This window comes from Ensifer sp. M14 (assembly GCF_003355565.1).
Taxonomy (GTDB): Bacteria; Pseudomonadota; Alphaproteobacteria; order Rhizobiales; family Rhizobiaceae; genus Ensifer.
This window is the reverse complement of sequence record NZ_QJNR01000004.1, coordinates 424,818-446,694: the sequence shown is the minus strand read 5'-3', so window position 1 is coordinate 446,694 and position 21,877 is coordinate 424,818. Positions and strand designations below refer to the sequence as shown.

At 62.8% G+C, this 21,877-nt stretch carries 23 protein-coding genes and 1 other RNA gene; 14 read left to right on the top strand and 10 right to left on the bottom strand.

The genetic code is table 11. The annotated features are described in order from the left end of the window. Nucleotides 1-10: 10 nt before the first annotated feature. The gene (locus BLJAPNOD_RS02330) at nt 11-634 is read left to right on the top strand and encodes a dihydrofolate reductase family protein (RefSeq protein WP_115418776.1); all 624 of its coding nucleotides are present in this window, start codon (nt 11-13) and stop codon (nt 632-634) included. Between the two features lie 289 nt (nt 635-923). Here BLJAPNOD_RS02330 and BLJAPNOD_RS02325 read toward each other — a convergent pair whose 3' ends face one another. The 4 genes from BLJAPNOD_RS02325 to BLJAPNOD_RS02310 form a co-directional block, all read right to left on the bottom strand. Beyond that, nucleotides 924-1,853 carry a hypothetical protein gene (locus BLJAPNOD_RS02325; RefSeq protein ID WP_115418775.1) on the bottom strand — a complete coding sequence of 310 codons (930 nt, stop codon included), beginning with the start codon at nt 1,851-1,853 and terminating at the stop codon, nt 924-926. Nucleotides 1,854-1,883: 30 nt separating this feature from the next. Then, entirely contained in the window at nt 1,884-2,687 is an 804-nt protein-coding gene (locus tag BLJAPNOD_RS02320) for a MerR family transcriptional regulator (RefSeq protein WP_115418774.1), read from the bottom strand. A gap of 165 nt (nt 2,688-2,852) precedes the next feature. Beyond that, on the bottom strand, nt 2,853-4,055 hold the full coding sequence (locus BLJAPNOD_RS02315) for a Cml family chloramphenicol efflux MFS transporter (protein WP_115421099.1): 1,203 nt from the start codon (nt 4,053-4,055) through the stop codon (nt 2,853-2,855). Between the two features lie 372 nt (nt 4,056-4,427). Continuing rightward, nucleotides 4,428-4,700, bottom strand: coding sequence for a BON domain-containing protein (locus tag BLJAPNOD_RS02310; protein ID WP_115418773.1), 273 nt, complete (start codon nt 4,698-4,700; stop codon nt 4,428-4,430). A 160-nt stretch (nt 4,701-4,860) separates the two neighbouring features. Between BLJAPNOD_RS02310 and BLJAPNOD_RS02305 the strand changes: the two genes are divergently transcribed. Next, nucleotides 4,861-5,805, top strand: coding sequence for an AEC family transporter (locus BLJAPNOD_RS02305; RefSeq protein WP_077499381.1), 945 nt, complete (start codon nt 4,861-4,863; stop codon nt 5,803-5,805). A gap of 98 nt (nt 5,806-5,903) precedes the next feature. On the opposite strand, the gene BLJAPNOD_RS02300 is transcribed toward BLJAPNOD_RS02305, so the two are convergent. Then, nucleotides 5,904-6,587, bottom strand: coding sequence for a cytochrome c family protein (locus BLJAPNOD_RS02300; RefSeq protein ID WP_115418772.1), 684 nt, complete (start codon nt 6,585-6,587; stop codon nt 5,904-5,906). Between the two features lie 156 nt (nt 6,588-6,743). Between BLJAPNOD_RS02300 and BLJAPNOD_RS02295 the strand changes: the two genes are divergently transcribed. The 3 genes from BLJAPNOD_RS02295 (at nt 6,744) to BLJAPNOD_RS02285 (ending at nt 8,653) form a co-directional block, all read left to right on the top strand. Continuing rightward, the gene (locus tag BLJAPNOD_RS02295; protein WP_115421098.1) at nt 6,744-7,499 is read left to right on the top strand and encodes a 3-deoxy-manno-octulosonate cytidylyltransferase; all 756 of its coding nucleotides are present in this window, start codon (nt 6,744-6,746) and stop codon (nt 7,497-7,499) included. Nucleotides 7,500-7,512: 13 nt separating this feature from the next. Then, entirely contained in the window at nt 7,513-8,367 is an 855-nt protein-coding gene (locus BLJAPNOD_RS02290) for a prephenate dehydratase (RefSeq protein ID WP_077499377.1), read from the top strand. A gap of 148 nt (nt 8,368-8,515) precedes the next feature. Then, nucleotides 8,516-8,653: a DUF1127 domain-containing protein gene (locus BLJAPNOD_RS02285; protein ID WP_065784874.1), complete on the top strand. Its 138-nt coding sequence runs from the start codon at nt 8,516-8,518 to the stop codon at nt 8,651-8,653. A gap of 59 nt (nt 8,654-8,712) precedes the next feature. Here the strand turns inward: BLJAPNOD_RS02285 and BLJAPNOD_RS02280 are convergent, their stop codons facing one another. From BLJAPNOD_RS02280 to BLJAPNOD_RS02265, 4 genes are all read right to left on the bottom strand, one after another. Continuing rightward, nucleotides 8,713-9,081, bottom strand: a complete 369-nt coding sequence (locus BLJAPNOD_RS02280) for a VOC family protein (protein WP_115418771.1) — start codon at nt 9,079-9,081, stop codon at nt 8,713-8,715. A 129-nt stretch (nt 9,082-9,210) separates the two neighbouring features. Next, a complete protein-coding gene (locus tag BLJAPNOD_RS02275; protein ID WP_115418770.1) occupies nt 9,211-9,921 on the bottom strand; it encodes a YafY family protein in 711 nt (236 codons plus the stop codon). Nucleotides 9,922-9,952: 31 nt separating this feature from the next. Beyond that, on the bottom strand, nt 9,953-10,933 hold the full coding sequence (nudC, locus tag BLJAPNOD_RS02270; protein ID WP_115418769.1) for an NAD(+) diphosphatase: 981 nt from the start codon (nt 10,931-10,933) through the stop codon (nt 9,953-9,955). Nucleotides 10,934-10,935: 2 nt separating this feature from the next. Then, the gene (locus BLJAPNOD_RS02265; RefSeq protein ID WP_077499369.1) at nt 10,936-11,340 is read right to left on the bottom strand and encodes an HIT family protein; all 405 of its coding nucleotides are present in this window, start codon (nt 11,338-11,340) and stop codon (nt 10,936-10,938) included. A 107-nt stretch (nt 11,341-11,447) separates the two neighbouring features. Between BLJAPNOD_RS02265 and ffs the strand changes: the two genes are divergently transcribed. The 6 genes from ffs (at nt 11,448) to BLJAPNOD_RS02235 (ending at nt 16,860) form a co-directional block, all read left to right on the top strand. Then, nucleotides 11,448-11,545, top strand: an RNA gene (ffs, locus tag BLJAPNOD_RS02260) — signal recognition particle sRNA small type. Nucleotides 11,546-11,686: 141 nt separating this feature from the next. After that, the gene (locus BLJAPNOD_RS02255; protein WP_115418768.1) at nt 11,687-13,561 is read left to right on the top strand and encodes a DNA polymerase III subunit gamma/tau; all 1,875 of its coding nucleotides are present in this window, start codon (nt 11,687-11,689) and stop codon (nt 13,559-13,561) included. 46 nt (nt 13,562-13,607) lie between these two features. Next, nucleotides 13,608-13,931 carry a YbaB/EbfC family nucleoid-associated protein gene (locus tag BLJAPNOD_RS02250; protein WP_029742357.1) on the top strand — a complete coding sequence of 108 codons (324 nt, stop codon included), beginning with the start codon at nt 13,608-13,610 and terminating at the stop codon, nt 13,929-13,931. Nucleotides 13,932-14,130: 199 nt separating this feature from the next. Next, nucleotides 14,131-14,742 carry a LysE family translocator gene (locus BLJAPNOD_RS02245; RefSeq protein WP_115418767.1) on the top strand — a complete coding sequence of 204 codons (612 nt, stop codon included), beginning with the start codon at nt 14,131-14,133 and terminating at the stop codon, nt 14,740-14,742. A 107-nt stretch (nt 14,743-14,849) separates the two neighbouring features. Further along, nucleotides 14,850-15,455 carry a recombination mediator RecR gene (gene recR, locus BLJAPNOD_RS02240; protein ID WP_115418766.1) on the top strand — a complete coding sequence of 202 codons (606 nt, stop codon included), beginning with the start codon at nt 14,850-14,852 and terminating at the stop codon, nt 15,453-15,455. A gap of 166 nt (nt 15,456-15,621) precedes the next feature. After that, complete coding sequence (locus BLJAPNOD_RS02235; protein ID WP_115418765.1) at nt 15,622-16,860, top strand: lytic murein transglycosylase; 1,239 nt, start codon at nt 15,622-15,624, stop codon at nt 16,858-16,860. An 88-nt stretch (nt 16,861-16,948) separates the two neighbouring features. Here the strand turns inward: BLJAPNOD_RS02235 and BLJAPNOD_RS02230 are convergent, their stop codons facing one another. After that, nucleotides 16,949-18,583, bottom strand: coding sequence for an MFS transporter (locus tag BLJAPNOD_RS02230; protein ID WP_115418764.1), 1,635 nt, complete (start codon nt 18,581-18,583; stop codon nt 16,949-16,951). A 275-nt stretch (nt 18,584-18,858) separates the two neighbouring features. On the opposite strand from BLJAPNOD_RS02230, the gene rimP reads away from it, so the two are divergent. The 3 genes from rimP to BLJAPNOD_RS02215 are packed head-to-tail and all read left to right on the top strand — an operon-like array spanning nt 18,859 to nt 21,842. Then, nucleotides 18,859-19,479 (top strand): ribosome maturation factor RimP, encoded by a 621-nt coding sequence (gene rimP, locus BLJAPNOD_RS02225; protein WP_077499355.1) that lies wholly within the window; start codon nt 18,859-18,861, stop codon nt 19,477-19,479. A 48-nt stretch (nt 19,480-19,527) separates the two neighbouring features. Next, the gene (gene nusA / locus BLJAPNOD_RS02220) at nt 19,528-21,144 is read left to right on the top strand and encodes a transcription termination factor NusA (protein ID WP_077499353.1); all 1,617 of its coding nucleotides are present in this window, start codon (nt 19,528-19,530) and stop codon (nt 21,142-21,144) included. Then, nucleotides 21,144-21,842: an RNA-binding protein gene (locus BLJAPNOD_RS02215; RefSeq protein WP_115418763.1), complete on the top strand. Its 699-nt coding sequence runs from the start codon at nt 21,144-21,146 to the stop codon at nt 21,840-21,842. The genes nusA and BLJAPNOD_RS02215 overlap by 1 nt, the downstream gene beginning before the upstream one ends. Nucleotides 21,843-21,877 lie beyond the last annotated feature (35 nt).

The following is a 21,877-nucleotide window of genomic DNA, read 5'->3' as shown; positions in this document are numbered from 1 at the left end:
GGAGGCGGGTATGCGCAAGATTGTCCTGCAGATGATGACGACGCTCAATGGACGCCTCGACGATCCGCTTGCCTGGATGGGCACCGTCAGCGAAGACCAGTACCGGGCGATCGATCGGCTCTATGCCACCTACGACACCGTGCTCGTCGGCCGCGTGACCTACGAAGAGATGGCAGCCTATTGGCCGGGTGCCCTTTCGGAAGACGTCGGAACCGAAACCAATCGCAAGATGGCGCGCCGGATGAACGACTATCGCAAGCTGGTCTTTTCGCGCTCGGGGTCCGAGATGCTGACCGAATGGAACAATGTCGATCAGGTGGTCGTCGCCGATGACGATGCGCTTGCCGCCTATCTCCTTCAGCTGAAGGCGCAGCCGGGCGGGGATATCCACCTCTCGGGCGGTGCGAGCCTGGCCCAGACTGTTATTGGCCTCGGTCTCGTCGATGCCTTCAACTTCTTCGTCTACCCCGTTACGTCTCCGGGCGTCGCCTGGTTTTCCGGGCTTCCGCAACGATATGATCTGCAACTGATGGGCACGGACACCTATGCGAACGGTGTGGTCGGGCTCCACTACGAACCACTCGCGCGCGGGAAAGTGGAACGGCCTGGCGGCTTTTCCGAGCTGCTCGCTTGATGCTGGCTCGCTCGTGCAGTTGGCCCTGCCTGGGCGAAACCCGCCCGCAGGTGCACCCGATCCGACGTGTCGCAGAAGCGTGATATCATTCGTGCGGTTCGCTACCGTCGGCGCCGCCGATATCCTGCAGCGGCTCCGATAGCGCCGATGCAAAACCAGCCTTCCCAGGGGGACTCGATGTCTCCCGCGCCCCCGGGGACCGCTCTCGGTCGAGAGGCGAAGACACCCAGCGCCGTTGTCTCGGGGCGCATCTGGCCGGAAATCCGCTCGGCACATTCTTGGAAATGCCTTAGCCGCCGTGCTCCAGCGCCACCTTCAGCCGGTCGTAGGTCGGGGCCAGGGCTCGCAAGCTGGCGGCCGCATCGGCGTCCTTTCGCGCCACCAGTGGATGCTGCAGCGCGCCGATGAGTCGGGCCTGGTCGTCGGCGATGCGTGCGGCCTGGTGGTAACCAGCCCGTGCAAGGCAGGCGGCGGCGTCGGCTGCGCGGCGCGCGCCGACGCGGACGGCGAAGTGGATCATGTGCGCCCTCAGTCCCTTGTCGCAAGCGGTCTCTATGCGGGCGGCGAGCGTTTCGGCGGCTTCCGCATTGCCAAGGGTTCTCGGGGGAACGGGCCGGTCCGTTTCCATCGACAACCAGTGGATGGCGGCTGGGACCGACGCCTGTATGGTTTCGATCTCCGACATCTCGGCGACACGGACAAAATCGGTCCGCATCGTGTAGGCATCACCGTAGCTCAACGTGTCCGCGCGCCAGGCGGCCATGAAGTTGGCAAGCGGCAGGCGCGCATAGGGGTAGCCTTGCGGGTCATGCATCAGCACGCTGTCCTCGTCCATCTCGATGACCACGACGTAGTGGTCGGCATCGATCGGCCCGCTCATGCCCGGCTGGTGGCGCAGATGCCCCATCTCGACCGGGCCGATCCAGACCGGCCCATCCTTGAGGGCCGCGCGCAGGCGGGAAAGCGCGTCATCCGCGTCGCCACCCTTGCTGAGTGTCGATGTCCAGCCGAGGGCCGCAAGCGCACCGTCGAATCCGGCTTCCGGATCCCAGCCGTAGGGGTCGAAGAACGGCAGAGTGCCGCCGATGAGTTGCATGCCGAACGGGCTGCCGGTGGCAAATTCGATCACCGCGGTGGAGGGCGCATGTGCGCCAAACATCATTGCAAACGAGTTGGCGTAACAATAGGGACCGGAACCCGTATAGGTGAAATGCATCATGATCGGCTGTCCTGTTTATCGTCTGTGAAATCAGGTGATGGGGTAGGCGACATCGAAGGTTGCGCCGTGGCTTCCGGGGTGAATTTCGTAGGGGCTGCCGATGCAATGGACGTCGCTTCGCGCGTCGAGCCAGCTCTCGACGGCGTCGTAGACGCGCAAGATCGGCGGGAAGTTCTCGCAAGCGGCCGGTACCGGCAGAAAGGCCTCGCGCCGTTTCGCCTGAAAGCGGATGCACAGGTCTTCGGCAGGCTCGATACTGCCTTCATAGGCAATCGCCACCTCCACCAGCCCGTCGCTGTCGCGGCTGACGGTCTCGTGGAAATGCACGGTCATGGCACCGCCGTCGGCGACCCCGCAGTCGCGAAGGTAGCCACGAATATTCGCCTCGGCGCTTGCCATGAACCCATCGAGCGCGTCGATAGTGAGTTGTCGCTGACAGAAGATCAGCTTGCAGGCCCTGACCTCGCGCACGGCAATTATCGAGGTCAAGCCGGCGTCTCGGCCGTCGCTCTGGCGTGCGATCGTATCGACAAGCTCGGTCTGTTCAACCAGTCGCTCGCCCTGGGCTTCGAGCCAGGACCGCAATTCGACCAGGCGGTTATCCGCATCGAGCTCGATCAATTGGGCGACGCGCGCTACCGGAAGGCCAAGTCTGCGCAGGCGCGCAATCAACCGTGCCCGGGCTTTCTGCTCCGGCGCGTAGTAGCGGTAGCCGGTCGCCGGATCGGTATAGGCGGGCACGAGAATGCCCTGCTCGGCATAGAGCCGCAGCGCCTTCGGAGATAGTCGCGTGGCCGCACCGAAGCGGCCGGCAAGAAGATAAGAATCGCTCATGGATCCGACTGTGGGGCTCGCCCCGGGGGCAAGGTCAAGAGGCTTTCTTGGCCGATGTGCTTGTCTCTGAACGGCGCCCTTTTTACGTCATTGGGTGCGGACGGAGGAGGGAGTGCCGCAGGGCGTTGCGACATGGCCGGAACGCCCTGTGGCGGTTTCAAGGGATCAGGCGTCCGCCGCTCGTTGCCGTGTCAAACGACCGAGAGCGATCAGCGTGCCGATCGCCATGATCGACGAATAGCCGGCTAATGGAAAGGCGGTATCGCCGCCGAGCAGCACCACGGCCACAGTGCCGAGCACCCCGACGATCAGGCTTTGGATGCAGAAGTAGAGCGCGACTGCGGTACCCGCCACGTGGCCGAAGGCTTGCAGCGCTCCATTGGCGGTGACCGAGCCGGTAAAGACGATGCCGACGGCAATGACCCACATCGGCAGAATGAAGGTCCAGAACGATGGTGGGGACACGCTTTCCCCGACGACAAGCAGCATCGCGCCGAGGAGAAGTAGCCCCATCCCGCGGGCAAAACTGCCGGCGATGCCCCAAAGCGCGACGAAGCGTTTGGCGAAACGGGTGGTGACGATCATCACCACCGCTGCCGTTGCAAAGACCAGGCTGAAGCCGAGCTCGGAGTAACCCGCCCGGTCGATCAGCACGCGTGGTGCGGTCGAGAAGAACACGAAGAACGAGCCCATCGCGGCGCTGAAGCCGAGAGTGTAGGTCCAGAACGCTCCATCCTTAAGGATCGGGGCGAAAGCCCGCCTTTGCTCCTCGGCGCCGACGGGTCGCGTTTCCCGCCATCGCGGCAGGGCGTTTGCCGTGGCGGCGATTGCCAGCACACCGAGTGTCAGGAAGATCGCCTGCCAGCCGAAGTAATCGGCCAGAAGCGCGCCGGCGATCGGCCCGAGGGCCGGGACGAAGGCGAGCATCGCGCTGAAGAGCCCGTAGATGGTCACGCCCTCCGGCCGCTCCGCATAGACGTCGCGGACCGTCGCAAAGGTGGCGACAAGCGCTGCCGATGCGCCGATCGCCTGAAGGAGGCGCAGGGCAAGGAAGGTCGGGGCCGACGATGTCGCGGCGATCAGCAATGACGCGGCCGCAAAGGCGAGCGCCCCGCCGATGAGGACGGGACGCCGACCGATGCGATCGGAAATGGGTCCGAAGACGATCTGCCCGACGCCGAGAACGATCATATAGAGGCTCAGGCTCAGCTGGATGATTGCCGGGGTGGTGCCGAGAATACCGGGCATGGCCGGCACGACCGGAAGGTAGATATCCATCGCCAGCGAGGCGAGGATGTCGAAGGGTGCCATCAGCAGCAACGCTGCCGGCACCGAATAGGTCCAGGTTGGTGATTTACGATTGGGCACGATGGAACATCCGCTCAAATGAATGACATTCGGCGGCGCTCTGCCATCTTATCGGTAGCGTGAAATGACCGGACAGACGCCGCAACAACGATTGGCAGTGTTGTTGCGGCTTACCTGGTTGCTGACTCGGTGGTCCCCATTCCGGTCTCCAAAGAAATCCTGCGCACGTCGGTTGGCGCGAGACCCGTTTACCAGCCAAGGCAGCAAACGACAACCGCTTGCTGTCTCGGGACTATGATCACGACAGGGCCTTGCGTTCAGAAGAATGCACCAGGCACGCTCCAGAACTTTGATTCCAAAGTATGTTATCCACGCTGAGTGAAACCACCTGAAATCGCGATGCTCTGCTGATGTGTTGCCCGCACGCTGGCGTTATAGGTGTTGTTCCGGCGTGACCGTCAGGCGGTTCTCGACGGTGGTGACACCGATCACCGATCTCGCCGCATCGCCGGCGCAGGCCACGTCGGCCTCGCTGCGAACCTGACCTGACAGCACGATCATTTCACCCAGTGCCATTACCGCCATATCGGTGGTGTCGATGAAGGTGGCATAGTGGATGAAGCGCAGGACCTTGCCTGCCAGATCGTCATCTTTCAGATGAGGATTGTCGTCCTGATGGGAGTAGATAGGCTTCTCAGTCGACATTGGCGTTATCCCGGTGCTGTTTGGGAACGCCCTGAGCATGGGAATGTTCCGGTCTTTCTGCCCTTGATTGCCAACCACGCCAGGGGGCAAACAGTATTGCAACCTTGCGGCGGTCGCCGGAACGGGTCTATCTCTAACGGACCGTTCCCAAGGCTGACGCATGTCCGATATTTTCCTGAATGTCCTGCCCGTCTTCATCCTGATCCTTACCGGTTGGCTGATCGTCAGGTTCGGCTATTTGAAACCGACCGTCGGCGATGCGCTCGGCGATTTTGTTTTCCGTGTCGCGGTGCCGGTTCTCCTGTTTCGAACGATCGCCGAGGCGGATTTTAAGGACGGCTCGCCCTGGCCACTCTGGGTCGCCTATTTCTCCGGCGTCGCCGTCACTTGGACCATCGGCCATCTCGCAGCGACGCTCGTCTTTGGCCGCGATGCGCGCATGGGGGTGCTCGCCGGTGTTTCCTCGGCCTTCGCCAACACCGTCTTCATCGGCCTGCCGCTGGTGTCGCGCATCGTCGGCGAGGAGGGGATCGTGGCGCTCTCCATCCTGCTCTCCGTTCATCTGCCGGTGATGATGATCGCCGGCACGGTGCTGATGGAGCGCGCCGAGCGCAAGGTCAGCGGCAAGCCGGGGCAAAGCCCGCTGAAGCTTTTGGGTGGTGTTGCCCGCAACCTGGTGCGCAACCCGCTGGTCATCGGCCTTGCCTGCGGCGCCGCCGTGCACCTTGTCGGCCAGCCGCTGGGCGGACCGGTCAAGAGTGTCGTCGATCAGCTTGCCGCCGTCGCAGCACCGGCAGCACTCGTCTCGATCGGCATGGCGCTCGATAAATATGGCCTGGTCGGCAATCTCGGTCTGGCGTCGGTGACGAGCCTGTTGAAGCTTGTTGTTTTCCCGGCTGTCGTCTTTGCCGCCTGCCACCTGCTTGGCCTCAACGACAACTGGACGACAGCCCTTGTCTTGACCTCCGCGGTGCCGACCGGCGTCAACGCCTGGCTGATCGCCAATCACTTCAACGTGGGCCATGCGCTGGCGTCCTCGACCATCACCTTGACGACCGCGCTTGGAGTCGTCAGCGTTTCGGTCTGGGCTTACATCCTGATGTAGATTGGGGTGAGATAAGCCGGATCGGACTGGCCGAAGACAGCAATAAGCCCGGCGCGATGGCCGGGCTTCTCGAAATCAGTTCGATTGCACGCTCTGGCTTATTGAGCCGGTGCGGGCTGGCCTTCCGGAGCAGCGTGGCCTTCGGCCGGCTTGGCTTCCGCTGCGGGCTGGCCTTCGGCCGGCTTTTCGGCGGCACCTTCGGTGGCGGCAGCGGGAGCGGCTTCCGCAGAGGCGGCTGCATCCGGGAGAGCGGCCGGAGCGTCGGCATGTTCGCGCAGGTAGGCGATCAGGTTGGCGCGTTCGTCAGGCTTCTTGACGCCGGCAAAGCCCATGGCGGTGCCCGGAACGTGCTTCTTCGGTGCTTCGATGAAGAAGCTGAGGTGGTCGTAGTCCCAGACGACCTTGCCGCCTTCGGCGAAGGTCTTCATGCCAGCCGAGTAGCTGAAGCCCTCATGCGAGGCGATCGGGCGGTTGACGAGACCCCACAGGTTGGGGCCGACCTTGTTGGCCCCTCCCTTATCCACGGTGTGACAGCTTGCGCATTTCTTGAACGCGGTTTCGCCGGCTGCAACGTCTGCCTTGAGGAGCAAGGGCTTGATATCGACTTCAGCCACTTCCTCGGCGCCGCCGGCTTCGGTCGCGCCTTCCGAAGAGATGATCGCGAAGCCTTCCTTCTCGGGAGCCTCGGAATGGAAAATGCCTTCCGACGCAATGGATACGGACATCAGAACGAAAACCGTACCCAGAAAGGCACCCACGCCCATGTTCACATATGAGTTCATCTGCAAACGCTCCCTTTGCCACCGGCGTAAACAAAAACCCGGCCCATCTTGAAATCGCGCGGAACCTATGTCTTTTGGCTCTGCGTTGCAACAGAGATTATGGACCCCGAACTGAGACTTTTTGACACCTTCGGCGGGGTTCTTGAAGGCCACATCATGAAACGCGAAAATTCAGGCAAAGCCATCGTGCTCATTCCGGCGCGCATGGCTTCCACACGTCTGCCGGGCAAACCGCTCGCCGATATCTGCGGCCTGCCGATGATCGTCCAGGTTGCCAGGCGGGCGGCGGAGGCCGATGTCGGACGCGTCGTCGTCGCCGTCGACGACCAGGCCGTGTTCGATGTCGTGCGCGACGCCGGTTTCGAAGCGATCATGACGCGGATCGATCACCAGTCCGGATCAGACCGCATCTATGAGGCGCTGACGAAGGCCGATCCAAACCGCGAGGCGGAGTTCGTGATCAACGTCCAGGGCGACCTGCCGACGATCGAACCCGCTCCCATCCGCGCCTCGCTGAAGCCGCTCGTCGACAATGCCTCGACCGATATCGCCACCCTGACGGTGGCGATCACCGATGAGGACGAGAAGAAGAGCCCCAACATCGTCAAGGTCGTCGGTTCGCCGTTGTCGGCCACGCGTCTACGCGCTCTCTATTTTACCCGCGCCACCGCGCCCTACGGCGAGGGGCCGCTCTATCACCACATCGGCCTTTACGCTTACCGCCGCCAGGCGCTCGAAAACTTCGTCGCTCTGAAGCCATCGACGCTCGAAAAGCGCGAATCGCTCGAGCAGCTCCGGGCGCTCGAGGCCGGCATGCGCATTGACGTCGAAATCGTCGATACCGTGCCGCTCGGCGTCGATACGCCGGTCGAGCTGGAAAAAGCCCGCCGCATCCTTTCCGAAAAAGCCTGAGAAGGAAGACAGTGTGACCACGAAGACCAACAGGATCTCCTTCCAGGGCGATTACGGCGCCAACTCCGACATGGCCTGCCGTGACATGTTTCCGTCGATGGAGCCGCTTCCCTGCCAGACGTTCGAAGATGCCTTCGTCGCGGTGGAGAACGGCGAGGCGGATCTGGCGATGATCCCGATCGAAAACACCATTGCCGGCCGCGTCGCCGACATCCACCACCTGCTGCCCGAATCGCGCCTTCATATCGTCGGCGAATACTTCATGCCGATCCGCTTCCAGCTGATGGTGCTGCCGGGCGTGACGCGCGACGAGATCCGCACGGTTCACAGCCACATTCATGCGCTCGGCCAGTGCCGCAAGATCGTGCGCGCCAATGGCTGGAAGCCGGTGGTGGCCGGCGATACGGCAGGCGCTGCCAAGCTCGTGTCGGAACAGGGCGATCGCTCGATGGCAGCGCTCGCGCCGCGGCTCGCGGCCGATCTCTACGGCCTCGAGATCGTCGCCGAGAATGTCGAGGACACGGAAAGCAACGTGACGCGCTTCGTCGTGCTGTCGCGAGAAGAGCAGTTGCTCGCCCGCAGCGCCGACGATGAACTGATCATCACCACCTTCGTGTTCAATGTGCGCAACATTCCGGCCGCCCTCTACAAGGCGATGGGCGGTTTTGCCACCAACGGCATCAACATGACGAAGCTTGAGAGCTACCAACTCGGCGGCAAGTTCGTGGCCACGCAATTCTATGCGGATATCGAGGGCCACCCGGATGATGTCGGCGTCCGTCACGCCATGGACGAGCTGCGCTTCTTCTCCGAGAAGGTCCGCATTCTCGGCACCTACAAGGCGCACCCGATGCGGGGCGTGCTCTAAAGTCACGCGCGACCCTGCGACTGCAGATCAGGCTTACCAATGCGTTAACCCGTTACGCGTCTGGTGCATGCCCGGTCTGCAATCGCGGAGGTACCTAAATAATGTGCAAATGCCTATTTGACGCTCGTTCACATATGGAGTGTTAAAAATGAAGATCCGTCAGAAGATCGTTGAATATGCAAAAATGCGCCGTGCGATCCGCGAACTGAATTCGCTGGATGACCACGCCCTGAGCGATATCGGTATTTCCCGTTCGCAGATCCAGGCCGCCGTTTACGGCCGCTAATCAGCACCATTCGCCGTATCCCGCCACCCAAGCTGGCGGGATACGCGCAAACCCTTGATCTAGTCATCAAAGAGGCACGCGCGCAGGCGGTGTCCATCCGGGTCAAGCGCCACGAAGGTCGGTCCAAAATCCATCTTCGTCAGATCCTGCGCAATCGTCAGGCCAGCACCTTTCCACTTTTCATAGTGCGCACGTACCGCCTCCTCGTCTTTGACCATGAACGCCAGTTCTGAGCGGTTGCCGGTCTTTGATGGCTCCGGCGCCACCGCGTCCCGCGCCCAAAGCCCGAGCACGAAGCCGTCCTGCAGTTCGAACGACGAAAAAGTCGGGAAGGAAACGAGCGGCTCCTTGTCGAGCAGCTTGCTGTAGAAGCTGACGCTTGCCAGCGGATTGGCGACATAGAGAATAATGAGATTTGCCTTGGCCATGATCTGTCTCCTTTTCGGGAGTTGCAGATTAGCGTGCACCGCTGCCAATTTTTGTCAGCATTGATTGGGCCGTCTTTGCTTTGCGTCTTGCTGGTGGAAGACGCGCTCAGCGCTTTCGCTCGAAATGCCTCACGCCGAACCGACACGCCTGCCCTCAGGCGGGCCGATGTTCTGGGCCTCCCGCCATTCCCGAAGCAACACCTGCCGGCGGCGTCCATAGCGCGTCTCGTTGATGTCCGCCTGCCGGATGCGGTCGGTCCGGAAGTGCCGGAACCCCTGGCGCAGCTCGCACCATGCAACCAGCACCCGGACATTCTCGAAGAAGCCGAGCGCAAACGGCCAGACGGTGCGACGCGTCTCGCCGCCATCCGTATCGATATAGGCAAGGTCGAGCTTGCGCTCGTGGCGTATCGCCTTGCGCAACAGCGCGACGTCGATGCGGTCGGCGACGGGCGGGGCTGGCCCGACAAGCAGCGTCGAGGCATCGAGCTCTTCACGAAGATCCGCCGGCAGAACCGCCGCGATCTTGGCGAGCGCATCGCCGGCAGCCTTCGCCAGATGGGTGTCGGCGCGTTTTGCCACCCAGCGTGAGCCGAGCACCAAGGCCTCGATCTCCTCCTGCGAGAACATCATCGGCGGCAGCATGAAGCCGGGTTTGAGGACATAGCCAAGTCCCGGCTCGCCCTCGATATGGGCGCCCTGGGCCTGCAGGCTGGCAATATCACGGTAGAGCGTCCTGAGGCTGACGCCGGTTTCCTCCGCCAGTCGCCGGCCGCTGACGGGCTGTCGGTAGCGTCTGAGAACCTGCAGCAGGTCGAGCAGCCGTTCGGAGCGGGACAAGGCAAGTCTCCTCGTATCGGCTGGGCTTTGCTCAGCCGTGCTCGCCCCAGGCCAGCCAGTCGCGCATCAGCCGGTGGGCGATGGCCCCCTTCGGCGGCGGAATATGCTCGTTGCCGGTATCGGCGACGCCGGTCGTGCGCTCCAGCATCGCCGCCGTTTCCTCGCGGGTAAACCAGCGAACGTCCTCGAGTTCCTGCTCGTCGCGCTTGATCACTGTCGATTTCGCTTCGGCATAACAGCCGATCATCAGCGTGTGCGGCATCGGCCAGGGTTGCGAGGCGTGGTAGCGCACTCGACCGATGTGGATGCCGGATTCCTCGTGGGTTTCGCGGCGCACGGCATTTTCGATGGTCTCGCCCGGCTCGACGAAGCCGGCGAGGCACGAATACATGCCGGCAGTGAAATGCGGGCTACGGCCGAGCAGGCAGAGGTCGCGCTCCAGATCGATGGTCATCATGATGACGACGGGATCGGTGCGCGGGAAGACCATGTGGCCGCAGGCGGTGCAGACCCGGCGATAACCGCCTGATTTGCCTTCCATCGGTCCGGCGCAACGGCCGCAGAAGCGGTTGTTGGCGTTCCAGGTGATCAGGCTCGAGCCTTGGGCGAACTGACCGAGAAGTTCTTCCGGCAGCATCTGCTGGCGGTAGAGCGTGCGCCCGTCGGCGATCTTGAAAGGCTCGGCGATGTTGTCCTCGGTCAAACCGGTCGGCACAGCAAGGCGCGGCTCACCATTCGTGAGGTAACCGAGCAGGATGGTTTCGTCGAGCACCGGCTCGAGCCCGTCGAGTTCATAGGGCGCAAACAGCGGATCGATGATCTTCTCGTCGTGCTTGACGATCAGCTTGGGTCCGGAAAAGGCGAGGAAATGGGCGCCAGGATGCTTGAGCGCAACTTCGATGCAATCGTCGGCGCGGTGCTCCGACTGGCGATCGAGGTGATTTTCGGAAAAGGCGACGAGGGTGCTCGGCTCCGGATGGGGGCTTCGAAGGTCAAAGATCGATTTCGTCATGTTCAGAGATTTTCCAGAATGCGGGCTGCAAATGCCTGGTGGTCCTGCTCGCCCCAGGGCTCCGACTTGCCGAAGCCCCAGACGGGGCCGGGCCAATTCGGGTCGCCGTCGCTGCGGGCGATGATATGCACATGGAGCTGGCGGACGATGTTGCCGAGCGCGCCGACATTGATCTTCTCGGCACCGGTGACTTTTTTCAAGGCGGTCGCCACCATATTGGTTTCAAATGTCAGCATCGTCTGGTCGAGCGGCGACAGATCGAAAATCTCGGAGATACCCCCGCGTTGGGGAATGAGCACCAGCCAGGGCCAGCGGCGATCGTTCATCAGGCGCATCTGGCAGAGGCCGATCGAGGCGATCGGGATGCCGTCGCGTTCAAGCCGCTCGTCAAGGGTGAATGTCGTCAAGAAGGTCTCCTTGGGCCGGGAGCGGATTCGCCTTGTTTTGCATATCGATATCAGTTTTTTGACGGCTTGGCTTGCATTTGCTTGCGATATTGCCGATATGGGAGCCGGGAGGTTGGTGGTGGACGAGCCACTCGCCAACCGGGTCAGGTCCGGAAGGAAGCAGCCCTAACGAGCCCCGGCACGGGTCATCGTGCCAGCCTCCCACCTGCCTGATTGCTGAGATCGAAACCGCTCTCAGCAATCAGGCAGCACCACACAAAGTTGCGGTGACCAGACGCATCCCATGCGACGCGCGGTGCCGTAAATCCGTCCTGTCGGGACACGAATTCATAAAGCGGCAGGGTCGATGAGCGACGAAACGTCCATTTCATCCGAACAGAAACCAGCCGCCTACCGCGTTCTGGCGCGTAAATATCGCCCCAAGGATTTCTCCGACCTGATGGTCGGCCAGGAGCCGATGGTGCGCACGCTGACCAACGCGTTCGAGACCGGCCGCATCGCCCAAGCCTACATGCTGACCGGTGTGCGCGGGGTGGGTAAGACCACCACCGCCCGCATTCTCGCCCGTGCGCTGAACTACAAGACACCCGACATCGATCGACCGACCATCGACCTGCGCGTGCCCGGCGAGCATTGCCAGGCGATCATGGACGGGCGCCATGTCGACGTCATCGAAATGGACGCCGCGTCGCATACCGGCATCGACGATATCCGCGAGATCATCGAGCAGGTGCGCTACCGCCCGGTTTCGGCGCGCTACAAGGTCTATATCATCGACGAAGTGCACATGCTGTCGACGCAGGCCTTCAACGGTCTGTTGAAGACGCTCGAAGAGCCGCCGGAGCATGTGAAGTTCATCTTCGCCACCACCGAAATCCGCAAGGTGCCGATCACGGTGCTGTCGCGCTGTCAGCGCTTCGACCTCCGGCGCATCAGCGGCTCCGACCTCGTCGGCCTGTTTTCGACCATTCTCGGCAAGGAAGGCGTTTCCTTTGACCCGGAAGCGCTGGCGATGGTGGCGCGTGCGGCCGAGGGCTCTGCCCGCGACGGCCTGTCGCTGCTTGATCAGGCGATCGCCCATGGCGGCGGTTCCGTCGAGGTCGAGACCGTGCGCTCGATGCTCGGCCTTGCTGATCGCGCCCGCATCGTCGATCTGTTCGACCATATCGTCAGGGGTGACGTTGCGGCAGCGCTCGGCGAATTCACGGCGCAGTACGAGGCCGGCGCCAACCCGACGGTGGTTTTGACCGACCTTGCCGATTTCACCCATCTTGTCACCCGGCTGAAATACGTGCCGGATGCCGCAAGCGACCAGTCCCTGAGCGAGATCGAGCGGACGCGTGGCGCCGAATTTGCCGGCAGTGTCGCCGTCAGCACGCTGTCGCGCATCTGGCAGATGCTCTTGAAGGGCATTCCCGAGGCCGAAAGTTCGTCGCGCCCGGCGGGTGCTGCGGAAATGGTGCTGATCCGGCTTGCCCATGCCGCCCATCTTCCGTCGCCGGAAGACGCGGCGAGACGCGTGCTCGAACTCTCCGGCAGCGACAGCGGTGGCGCCCGTCCGACCTCAGGCGGCGGCGGCAATGGCGGCGGCATGCAGGCGTCAGCCGGCAGCCCGTTACAGCCGCAAGCCGCCCAGCCGGTATCGATCGGACGGCCGACCGGCAACGGCGCGACGATGTTGCGAGCCGTTCCCGATGTCAGCCCGCAGCCGATCAGCGTCGGGCACACGGAGGAGCGGCCGGCAGCAGCCCCGGCAGCCAAGGCGCAGCCGTCGGTCCCGGTCAATTCGGTCAGCGACATCGCTGACCTCTGCGGCAAGAATAAAGACATCAAACTGAAGACGCTGGTGCGTGGCTTCATACGGTTGGTGCGCATCGAGCCCGGTCGTCTCGACGTCAACGTTTCCGACGATGCGCCGAAAACCTTGCTTGGCGAACTCGCCGTCAAGCTCAAGGAATGGACCGGCATTCACTGGATCGTCAGCTACAGCCGTGACCCCGGCGAGCCGACGATGATCGAAGCCGAGCAGCAGGCCCAGGAAAAGCGCGTCAGCGACGCGCGCCAGGATCCGGATGTGGCCGCCATTCTCGCCCGCTTCCCGGGCGCCAAGATCACCGACGTGCGCATTCGCGCCGTCGAGGAAGAAGAGGCCGAGAGCGTTGCTCCGGCCACAGCCGAATCTGCCGATGGCGATATCGTCCCCGGCGACGATATCGAATAGTCCGTCGGTCGAACGACCGGAAATTTCTAGAGAACAGGAGACGACGATGCGCGACATCATGGGGATGATGGGCAAGGTCAAGGAAATGCAGGCCAAGATGGAGAAGATGCAGGCGGAAATCGCCGCGCTCGAAGTCGACGGCACCTCTGGCGGCGGTCTCGTCACCGTCCGTCTCGATGGCAAGGGCACCCTGAAGAGCCTGAAGATCGACCCGTCGCTGTTCAAGGAAGACGACGTCGAGATCCTCGAAGACCTGATCGTCGCCGCTCACAAGGACGCCAAGGACAAGGCCGAGGCCGTTCAGGCCGAAAAGACCCGTGAACTCACCGCCGGCCTGCCGATTCCGCCGGGCATGAAGCTGCCATTCTGATCCGTTCTTCCTTCATCGATGAATGGCGACAGGTGTCTCACTTCCATCGGTGAGTGTCTGTTTCTATCGCGATCGGTAATCTTGCAATGCGCCCGCGGTCCGTCCGACTGGCGCATTGGCGCTTGAGATTTCGCGTCCGCCCGCCACTGGCGCCGACGGCAAAGCATGATAAATTGCCGCCTCCCGAGGAGGATCGCGCATGACCATGACGTCCCTGCTTATGTTTGCCGGCGCCTTGCTGGTTGCGGCCGGCTCGCCCGGCCCGAGTGTCGCAGCGCTCGTGGCGCGCGTGCTCTCGAAGGGCGCGCGCGATGTCCTGCCTTTCCTCGCGGCGCTCTGGATCGGCGAAGCCATCTGGCTGTCGTTTGCCGTGGCAGGCCTTGCGGCGATTGCCGAAAGCTTCCACCTGCTGTTTGTCGCCATCAAGTGGCTGGGCGTCGCCTACCTGCTCTATCTCGCCTGGAAAATGTGGATGGCCGAACCGGATATGCCCGGCGACAGCCTGCCGCAGTCGCATTCGGCCTCCAGGCTGTTCTTCGCCGGCCTGACGGTCACGCTCGGCAATCCCAAGGTGATGATGTTCTACGTCGCGCTGTTGCCGTCGATCATCGACCTGCGCGCTGTCACCTTGATTGGCTGGATGCAGCTGGTTGCCACCATGCTGATAGTGCTGGTCGTGGTCGATTTGGGTTGGGTCACCATGGCCGCCAACGCCCGCAAGCTGCTGAAGAGCAAGCGCGCCGTTCGCATCGCCAACCGCGCCAGCGCCGGAACCATTGCCGGCGCGGCCGTCGTCATCGCCACCCGTTGAGTCCTGCTTCGACGCGCCTTTTGTCTGCTGTGGTATCGAGGCCGGGAGCCGCGTCATATTCCGGTTAGGCGATTCCGTTTGCCGACGATTTGGGCTAAAAGCGCCGCATGGCAAAGCGAGTCACCGGTCCTGAAATCGAAAAACTGATCCAGCTCCTGGCAAAGGTGCCGGGGCTCGGGCCGCGTTCGGCGCGGCGCGCGGCACTGCATCTGGTCAAGAAGAAGGACCAGCTGCTCGGGCCGCTGGCCGAAGCCATGGGCGAGGCCCATCGCAAGGTGCGCATCTGCTCGTGCTGCGGCAATGTCGACACGATCGACCCTTGCACGGTCTGTTCCGATGAGCGCCGCGACCATACGGTGATCATCGTCGTCGAGGACGTTGCCGATCTCTGGGCGCTGGAGCGCGCCGCAGCCATGAACGCCGCCTATCACGTGCTTGGCGGCACGCTGTCGCCGCTCGACGGTGTCGGCCCCGACGATCTCAACATCAAGGGGCTGGTGCAGCGCGTTGCCAATGGCGGCGTGCGCGAACTCATCATCGCCGTCAACGCCACGGTCGAGGGCCAGACGACCGCCCACTACATCACCGACCAGCTCGAGGGCATGGAGGTGAAGATCACCCGGCTTGCCCATGGCGTGCCCGTCGGCGGCGAGCTCGACTATCTCGACGAGGGCACGCTGGCGGCCGCCCTTCGCGCGCGCACCTCGATCTGACGCCTCGAACGGATCGGGGTCTTTGCCCCGAACGCCCGCGATCCAACCGGTAAAGCGCGTTGCGGTCTTTCAGTTTAGCTGACTGCGCTTTACGTTCTTGTTTTTGCGCATGTCGTTGGCGCAAAACCGCTGCGCACTTTTGCGCGACATGCTCTAGGGAAGCCGGATGCTGAGATTTCTATCACTGTCGACAATGTTGCTCCTGGTTTTCGCGGGCTTCGCGCAGGCGGCCTCCAAGGCCGATGTCGAGATGCAGTTCCGCCAGTGGCTTGAGCGTGATCTCTGGCCGGAGGCCGAGAAGTCGGGCGTTTCGGCGCAATCGTTCAAGGCGGCATTCGCCGACGTGAAGCTCAATTGGGACCTGCCCGATCTGGCGCCTCCCGGTTTTCCTAAGCCCAAGGAACAGAAGCAGAGCCAGGCGGAGTTTTCCTCGCCCGGCAGCTACTTCTCCGAAAAGCGCCTGCAGGGACTGGCGGCAACCGGGCGAAGCCTTGCGTCCACCCACGCCTCCACATTGAAGCGGATCGAGAAAACCTATGGGGTGCCGGCATCGGTGGTCGTGGCGATCTGGGGCCGCGAATCCGGCTTCGGCCGCGCCAAAATTCCCTACCCTGTCGTTGACGTGCTGGCGACGAAGGCCTTCATGTCGACCCGTCCGGACCTGTTCCGTCGCGAGCTGATTGCCGCCCTGCATATTCTGGAAAGCGGCGACGTCGAAGAGGCATCAATGCGCGGCTCCTGGGCTGGCGCCATGGGCCAGCCGCAGTTCATGCCATCGAGCTTCCTGCAATATGCTGTCGATTTCGATGGCGACGGTCGCCGCGACATCTGGACCTCGGTTCCCGACAGCCTGGCGTCGATCGCCAATTATCTCGTCAAGAAGGGCTGGCAGCGCGGCCGCGACTGGGGCTTCGAAGTGTCGATTCCGGCGGGGGTCTCCTGCGCGCAGGAAGGGCCCGATCTCGCCCGGCCGATGTCTGACTGGGCCGGCAACGGCATCACCCGCATTTCCGGCAAGGCGTTCCCGTCGCGCGAGCTCTCGGCGCCGTCGATGATGCTGGTTCCGGCCGGCACGCACGGGCCGGAGTTCATCGTCACTCCGAACTTCTACGTGCTCAAGGAATACAACAACTCCGACCTCTATGCGCTCTTCATCGGCAATCTTGCCGATCGCATCGGCTCGGGCGGCGGCGCCTTCCGCGGCGCCTGGGGCGATGTCGGCAACATGCTGCGCTCCGATGTCCTGGCGATGCAGAAGGCGCTGGTCGCCAAGGGTTATGATGTCGGCAAGGCCGATGGTCTCGCCGGCTACAAGACGCGCCGCTCGCTCGGCGACTGGCAGGCCAAGGCCGGCCTCAAGTCGACCTGCTTTCCCGACGCCTCGCTGAAGGCGAAGCTTCGGTAAGCGGCCAGCGTCCTTAGCCCGCACCCGGCCTGGGCAATTCCTGCTTCAAGTCGTTCAACTGTACGCGCCCGGTTTCGGGCGCGTCCCGTCAGTGCATGTCGACGTCCACCTGGCGCTTGTAGCGCTCGTAGTGGGTCGGAACGATCGTCTGGCGCTCGATCATGCGGTGCACCCGCGGCGGTGCGGCACCCCGATGCAGCGCGGTCAGCTTGTCGCCGACAGAGGCATCGGCCTGGGTGCGGCGCTGGTTGTGGCGGACATATTCCACCCAGGTCGGCACATGATAGGTTTCCGTCCACGTGGTTGGGATTTCCAGGTCCCGCATCAGTGCCCAATGGCCGGCGCCGTCGCGGATGCGGATGCGCCGCCGCTCGGCCATGGTCTCCAGAAACTCCGGAATGTCGGCATCGTCGATCTCGTAGTCGATCATGATCACGATCGGGCCGCTGCGGGGCTTGAGGTCGAGTTCGAGCAACGGCTCGTTGAAGCGGTTGAGCGGGTCGAGATTGAGCGACTTGAACTCCGGCAGCGGCAGGCGCAGGCCGACGGCCGCTCCCGCCAGCATCAGCAGACAAGACGCAAAGAGCGCATTGGTGGCGCCGTATTGCTCGGCGGTGGTACCCCAAAGCCAGCTGCCGCCGGCAATGCCGCCGAAGGTCATGGTCTGGTAGAGCGACAGAGCCCGGCCGACGACCCAGCGCGGGGCGGAAAGCTGAACGGTGGTGTTGAACAGCGACAGCGCCAGCACCCAGGATGCGCCTGAGGCCAGCAGCATGAGACAGCTGAGCCACGCATAGGGGCTGAAGGCAATTACCAGCGTGCTCAAGGCAAAGCCGGCGAAGGCCAGGCGAACGATCGCTTCGCTCGACATCATTTCGCGCAGTCTTGCGCTCAGCAACGCCCCGCCGATCGCCCCGAGGCCGAAGGCGCCGAGCATTAGGCCGTAGGTGAGCGGGCCGCCCTGGACGAGATTGCGCGCCACCAGCGGCAGGAGCGCCAGAATGGCGCTTGCCGAAAGGCCGAACAGGAAACCGCGGACCAGCACCTTGCCGATGTTGGGCGACATGACGACATAGCGCAGGCCCGCCGTGATCGCCCGGCCAAGCGTTTCGCGCGGCAGCGGGCTCATGGTCACTTCGCGCCGCCAGCGCACCAGCGCAAACAGGATGGCGAAGTAGCTGAGCGAGTTGGCGGCAAAGGCGGCCGCAGCACCCGCCGTCGCCACGATCACGCCGCCGATCGCCGGGCCGACGCTGCGGGTGATGTTGAAGCCCATGCTGTTCAAGGCGACTGCCGCCGGCAGGTCATCGCGCGGAACCATGTCGCCGACCGAAGCCTGCCAGGAGGGGTTGTTGAGCGCGGTGCCGCAGCCGATCAGGAAGGTGAAGAGCAGAAGCAGCCAAGGCGTGATGATACCGAGATAGGCGCAGACGGTCAGAAGTGCGGACACCGTCAGCATGAAACACTGCGCGATCAGCATGATCCGTCGCCGGTCGAAATTATCGGCCAGCGCGCCGGAGACCAGCGAGAACATCATGATGGGAAGGGCGGTCGATGCCTGGACCAGCGCAACCATGTTGGCCGAGGAGGAAATCGAGGTCATCAGCCAGGCGGCGCCGACCGACTGGATCAGGCCGCCGAAGTTGGACGCGAGGCTCGCGATCCAGATCGTGCGGAAGATGTCATGCTTGAAGGGGGCCAGTGGCGAAATACGGGTGGGCACCTCGTCTTCTCTCTCGTGTCTTTTAATTGCGATATCGAAGCGGTTCGTTGCCTGTTATAAACCTCGAAGACCGAAGTGCCAGCCGCTGAAACTTGCCGTCGCATCGATTGCCTGCCGCCCGCACCGATGGAGCGCGTTGGACCGCCTCCGGTCGAACACCTTGCAATTTGCGGCAACGAGGCGTATATGGGCCTCAAATTCTTGATCGGTAGATGAAGAGTGGGCCCGTCAGGACCCGCTCTTTTTTATTACCCGGTCCCATGAGGAGACATCGTTTGTCCGATCCGACAACCGCTGAAAATGAGCATGAACCCCGCCTGATCACCGAAACCGGTCTTGATCAGCGCATTGCCGACATCATCGAACCGGTGCTGACGCCGATGGGCTATCGCCTGGTGCGCGTGCGCATGTCGGGCCAGAACGGCATGACGCTGCAGATCATGGCCGAGCGCAACGACGGCACCATGACCGTCGAAGATTGCGAAGCGATCTCGATGGCCATTTCCCCGGTTCTCGATGTGGAAGATCCGGTCGACAAGGCGTATCATCTGGAAGTGTCGTCGCCCGGCATCGATCGCCCGATGGTTCGCAAGTCGGATTTTGTCCGCTGGCAGGGTCACCTCCTGAAATGCGAAACCTCGGTGCTGGTCGAGGGGCGCAAGCGTTTCCGTGGTAAGATCGTGTCCGTGGATGCGGATGGTTTCCAGATCGAGCGCGATCAGCCTGCCTATGGCGAGGAAGCGACGGTCACCATTCCGTTCACCACGCTTGCGGAAGCGCGGTTGATCCTGACCGACGATCTGATCCGCGACGCCCTGACAGCCGACAAGAAGGCGAAGGCAGCGCGCGCCGCGAACGAGAATTTCGAAGACGAAGATTCACCTATCGAAGAATAAAAGCCGGGGCGGTGCTTGAGGCCCCCTGCAACCAGACGGAGACATGAGATGGCAGTCAGTGCTAACCGGCTCGAGCTTCTGCAGATCGCAGATGCAGTGGCACGCGAAAAGGTGATCGACCGCGAGATCGTTCTGGCCGCGATGGCCGATGCGATCCAGAAGGCCGCGCGCTCCCGCTATGGCTCGGAATCCAACATCCGCGCCGACATCAATTCCAAGACCGGTGAAATCCGCCTGCAGCGCCTGCTGGAAGTGGTCGAGAAGGCGGAAGACTATTCCACCCAGATCCCGCTCGAACTGGCCCGCGACCGCAACCCGGACGCCAAGCTCGGCGACTTCATTGCCGACCCGCTGCCGCCGATGGATTTCGGCCGTATCGCCGCCCAGTCGGCCAAGCAGGTCATCGTGCAGAAGGTTCGCGAAGCCGAGCGTGACCGCCAGTTCGACGAATTCAAGGATCGCGTCGGCGAGATCGTCAACGGCACCGTCAAGCGCGTCGAATACGGCAACGTCATCGTCGATCTCGGCCGTGGCGAAGGCATCATCCGTCGCGACGAGATGATCCCGCGCGAAAACATGCGCTACGGCGACCGAGTCCGTGCCTTCGTCTACGACGTTCGCCGCGAACAGCGCGGGCCGCAGATCTTCCTGTCGCGCACGCATCCGCAGTTCATGGTCAAGCTCTTCACCATGGAAGTGCCTGAAATCTACGACGGCATCATCCAGATCAAGTCGGTTGCCCGTGACCCAGGTTCGCGCGCCAAGATCGCCGTGATCTCGAATGATAGTTCGATCGATCCTGTCGGCGCCTGCGTCGGTATGCGCGGTTCGCGCGTTCAGGCCGTTGTCGGCGAGTTGCAGGGCGAAAAGATCGATATCATTCCGTGGTCGCAGGATCCGGCATCGTTCATCGTCAACGCGCTGCAGCCGGCCGAAGTCGCCAAGGTCGTTCTCGACGAAGACGCAGAGCGCATCGAAGTCGTGGTACCGGACGAGCAGCTGTCGCTTGCTATCGGCCGTCGCGGCCAGAACGTTCGCCTCGCTTCGCAGCTGACCGGCTGGGATATCGACATCCTCACCGAGCAGGAAGAAAGCGAACGTCGCCAGAAGGAATTCAACGAGCGGACCAACCTGTTCATGGATTCGCTCGACGTCGATGAAATGGTCGGCCAGGTTCTGGCTTCCGAAGGCTTCGCAGCCGTCGAGGAGCTCGCCTATGTCGATCTCGACGAAATCGCTTCGATCGACGGCTTCGACGACGAAACCGCCACCGAAATCCAGACCCGCGCCCGCGAGTTCCTGGACAGGCTCGAAGCCGAGATGGATGCCAAGCGCAAGGAACTCGGCGTTGCCGACGAACTGCGCACGATCAATGGCCTGACCAGCCCGATGCTGGTCGCGCTCGGCGAGGAAGGCATCAAGACCATCGAGGACTTTGCCGGTTGCGCCGCCGACGACCTGGTCGGCTGGAGCGAACGCAAGGATGGCGAGACCAAGCGCTTCGAGGGCACGTTCTCGAAGTTCGAGGTTTCGCGCGCCGATGCTGAAGCCATGATCGTGCAGGCTCGCCTTGCGGCCGGCTGGATCACGGAAGACGATCTTGCTGTCGAGCAGGAAGAAGAAGAGGCGATCGAGGTTGCCGAAGGCGCGGAACAGGACGCCTGATGGCGACCACCGCATCGACTGACGCTGACGCTCTGCCTTCGGACAATGGTCCGAAGGACAAGAGCGGCAGCACCCGGACTTGCATCGTGACGCGCGAGAGTGGCTCGCCCGATGATCTGATCCGCTTCGTCGCCGGACCCGACGGCCGCATCGTTCCCGATCTGAAGCGTCAGCTTCCGGGGCGCGGCTGCTGGATCAAGGCGGAGCGGGCGCTGGTTGAAAAGGCGATGGCGAAGAAGCTCTTCGCTCGTGCCTTGAAGGCCGACGTCAAGGTCGATGCGACGCTGGCCGACGACGTGGACAGGCTGCTCGTCGAGCAGCTTGCCGGGATGATGAACATGGCGCGCAAGGCGGCCCAGTTCATCTCCGGCGCGACGAAGACGGAACAGGCCGTTCGCGGATTGGCGGCGCTCGCCGTCTTTCACGCGAACGATGCGGCCGCCGACGGCGTCCGCAAGATTGACCAGGCCCGCAAGGCGATGAGCTTTGTGGTTGAAGATGAAACGGAAATACCCGCGTTCCGCCCCTTTTCGGCGGCGGAAATGGAGGGCCTTTTGGGAAGTAATGCTTTTATCCATGCCGCAACGCTTGCAGGGCAGGCGGGTGAGGGTGTAGTGAAGCGCGCAATCATGCTCGAAAAGTACCGTGGATCCGTCCCGGTCCGGGCCGAAGGCGGCGCTGGCAAGCCACAGCAATGACGCGCGTCACCGGCAAAATCCGGCATCGCGTACAT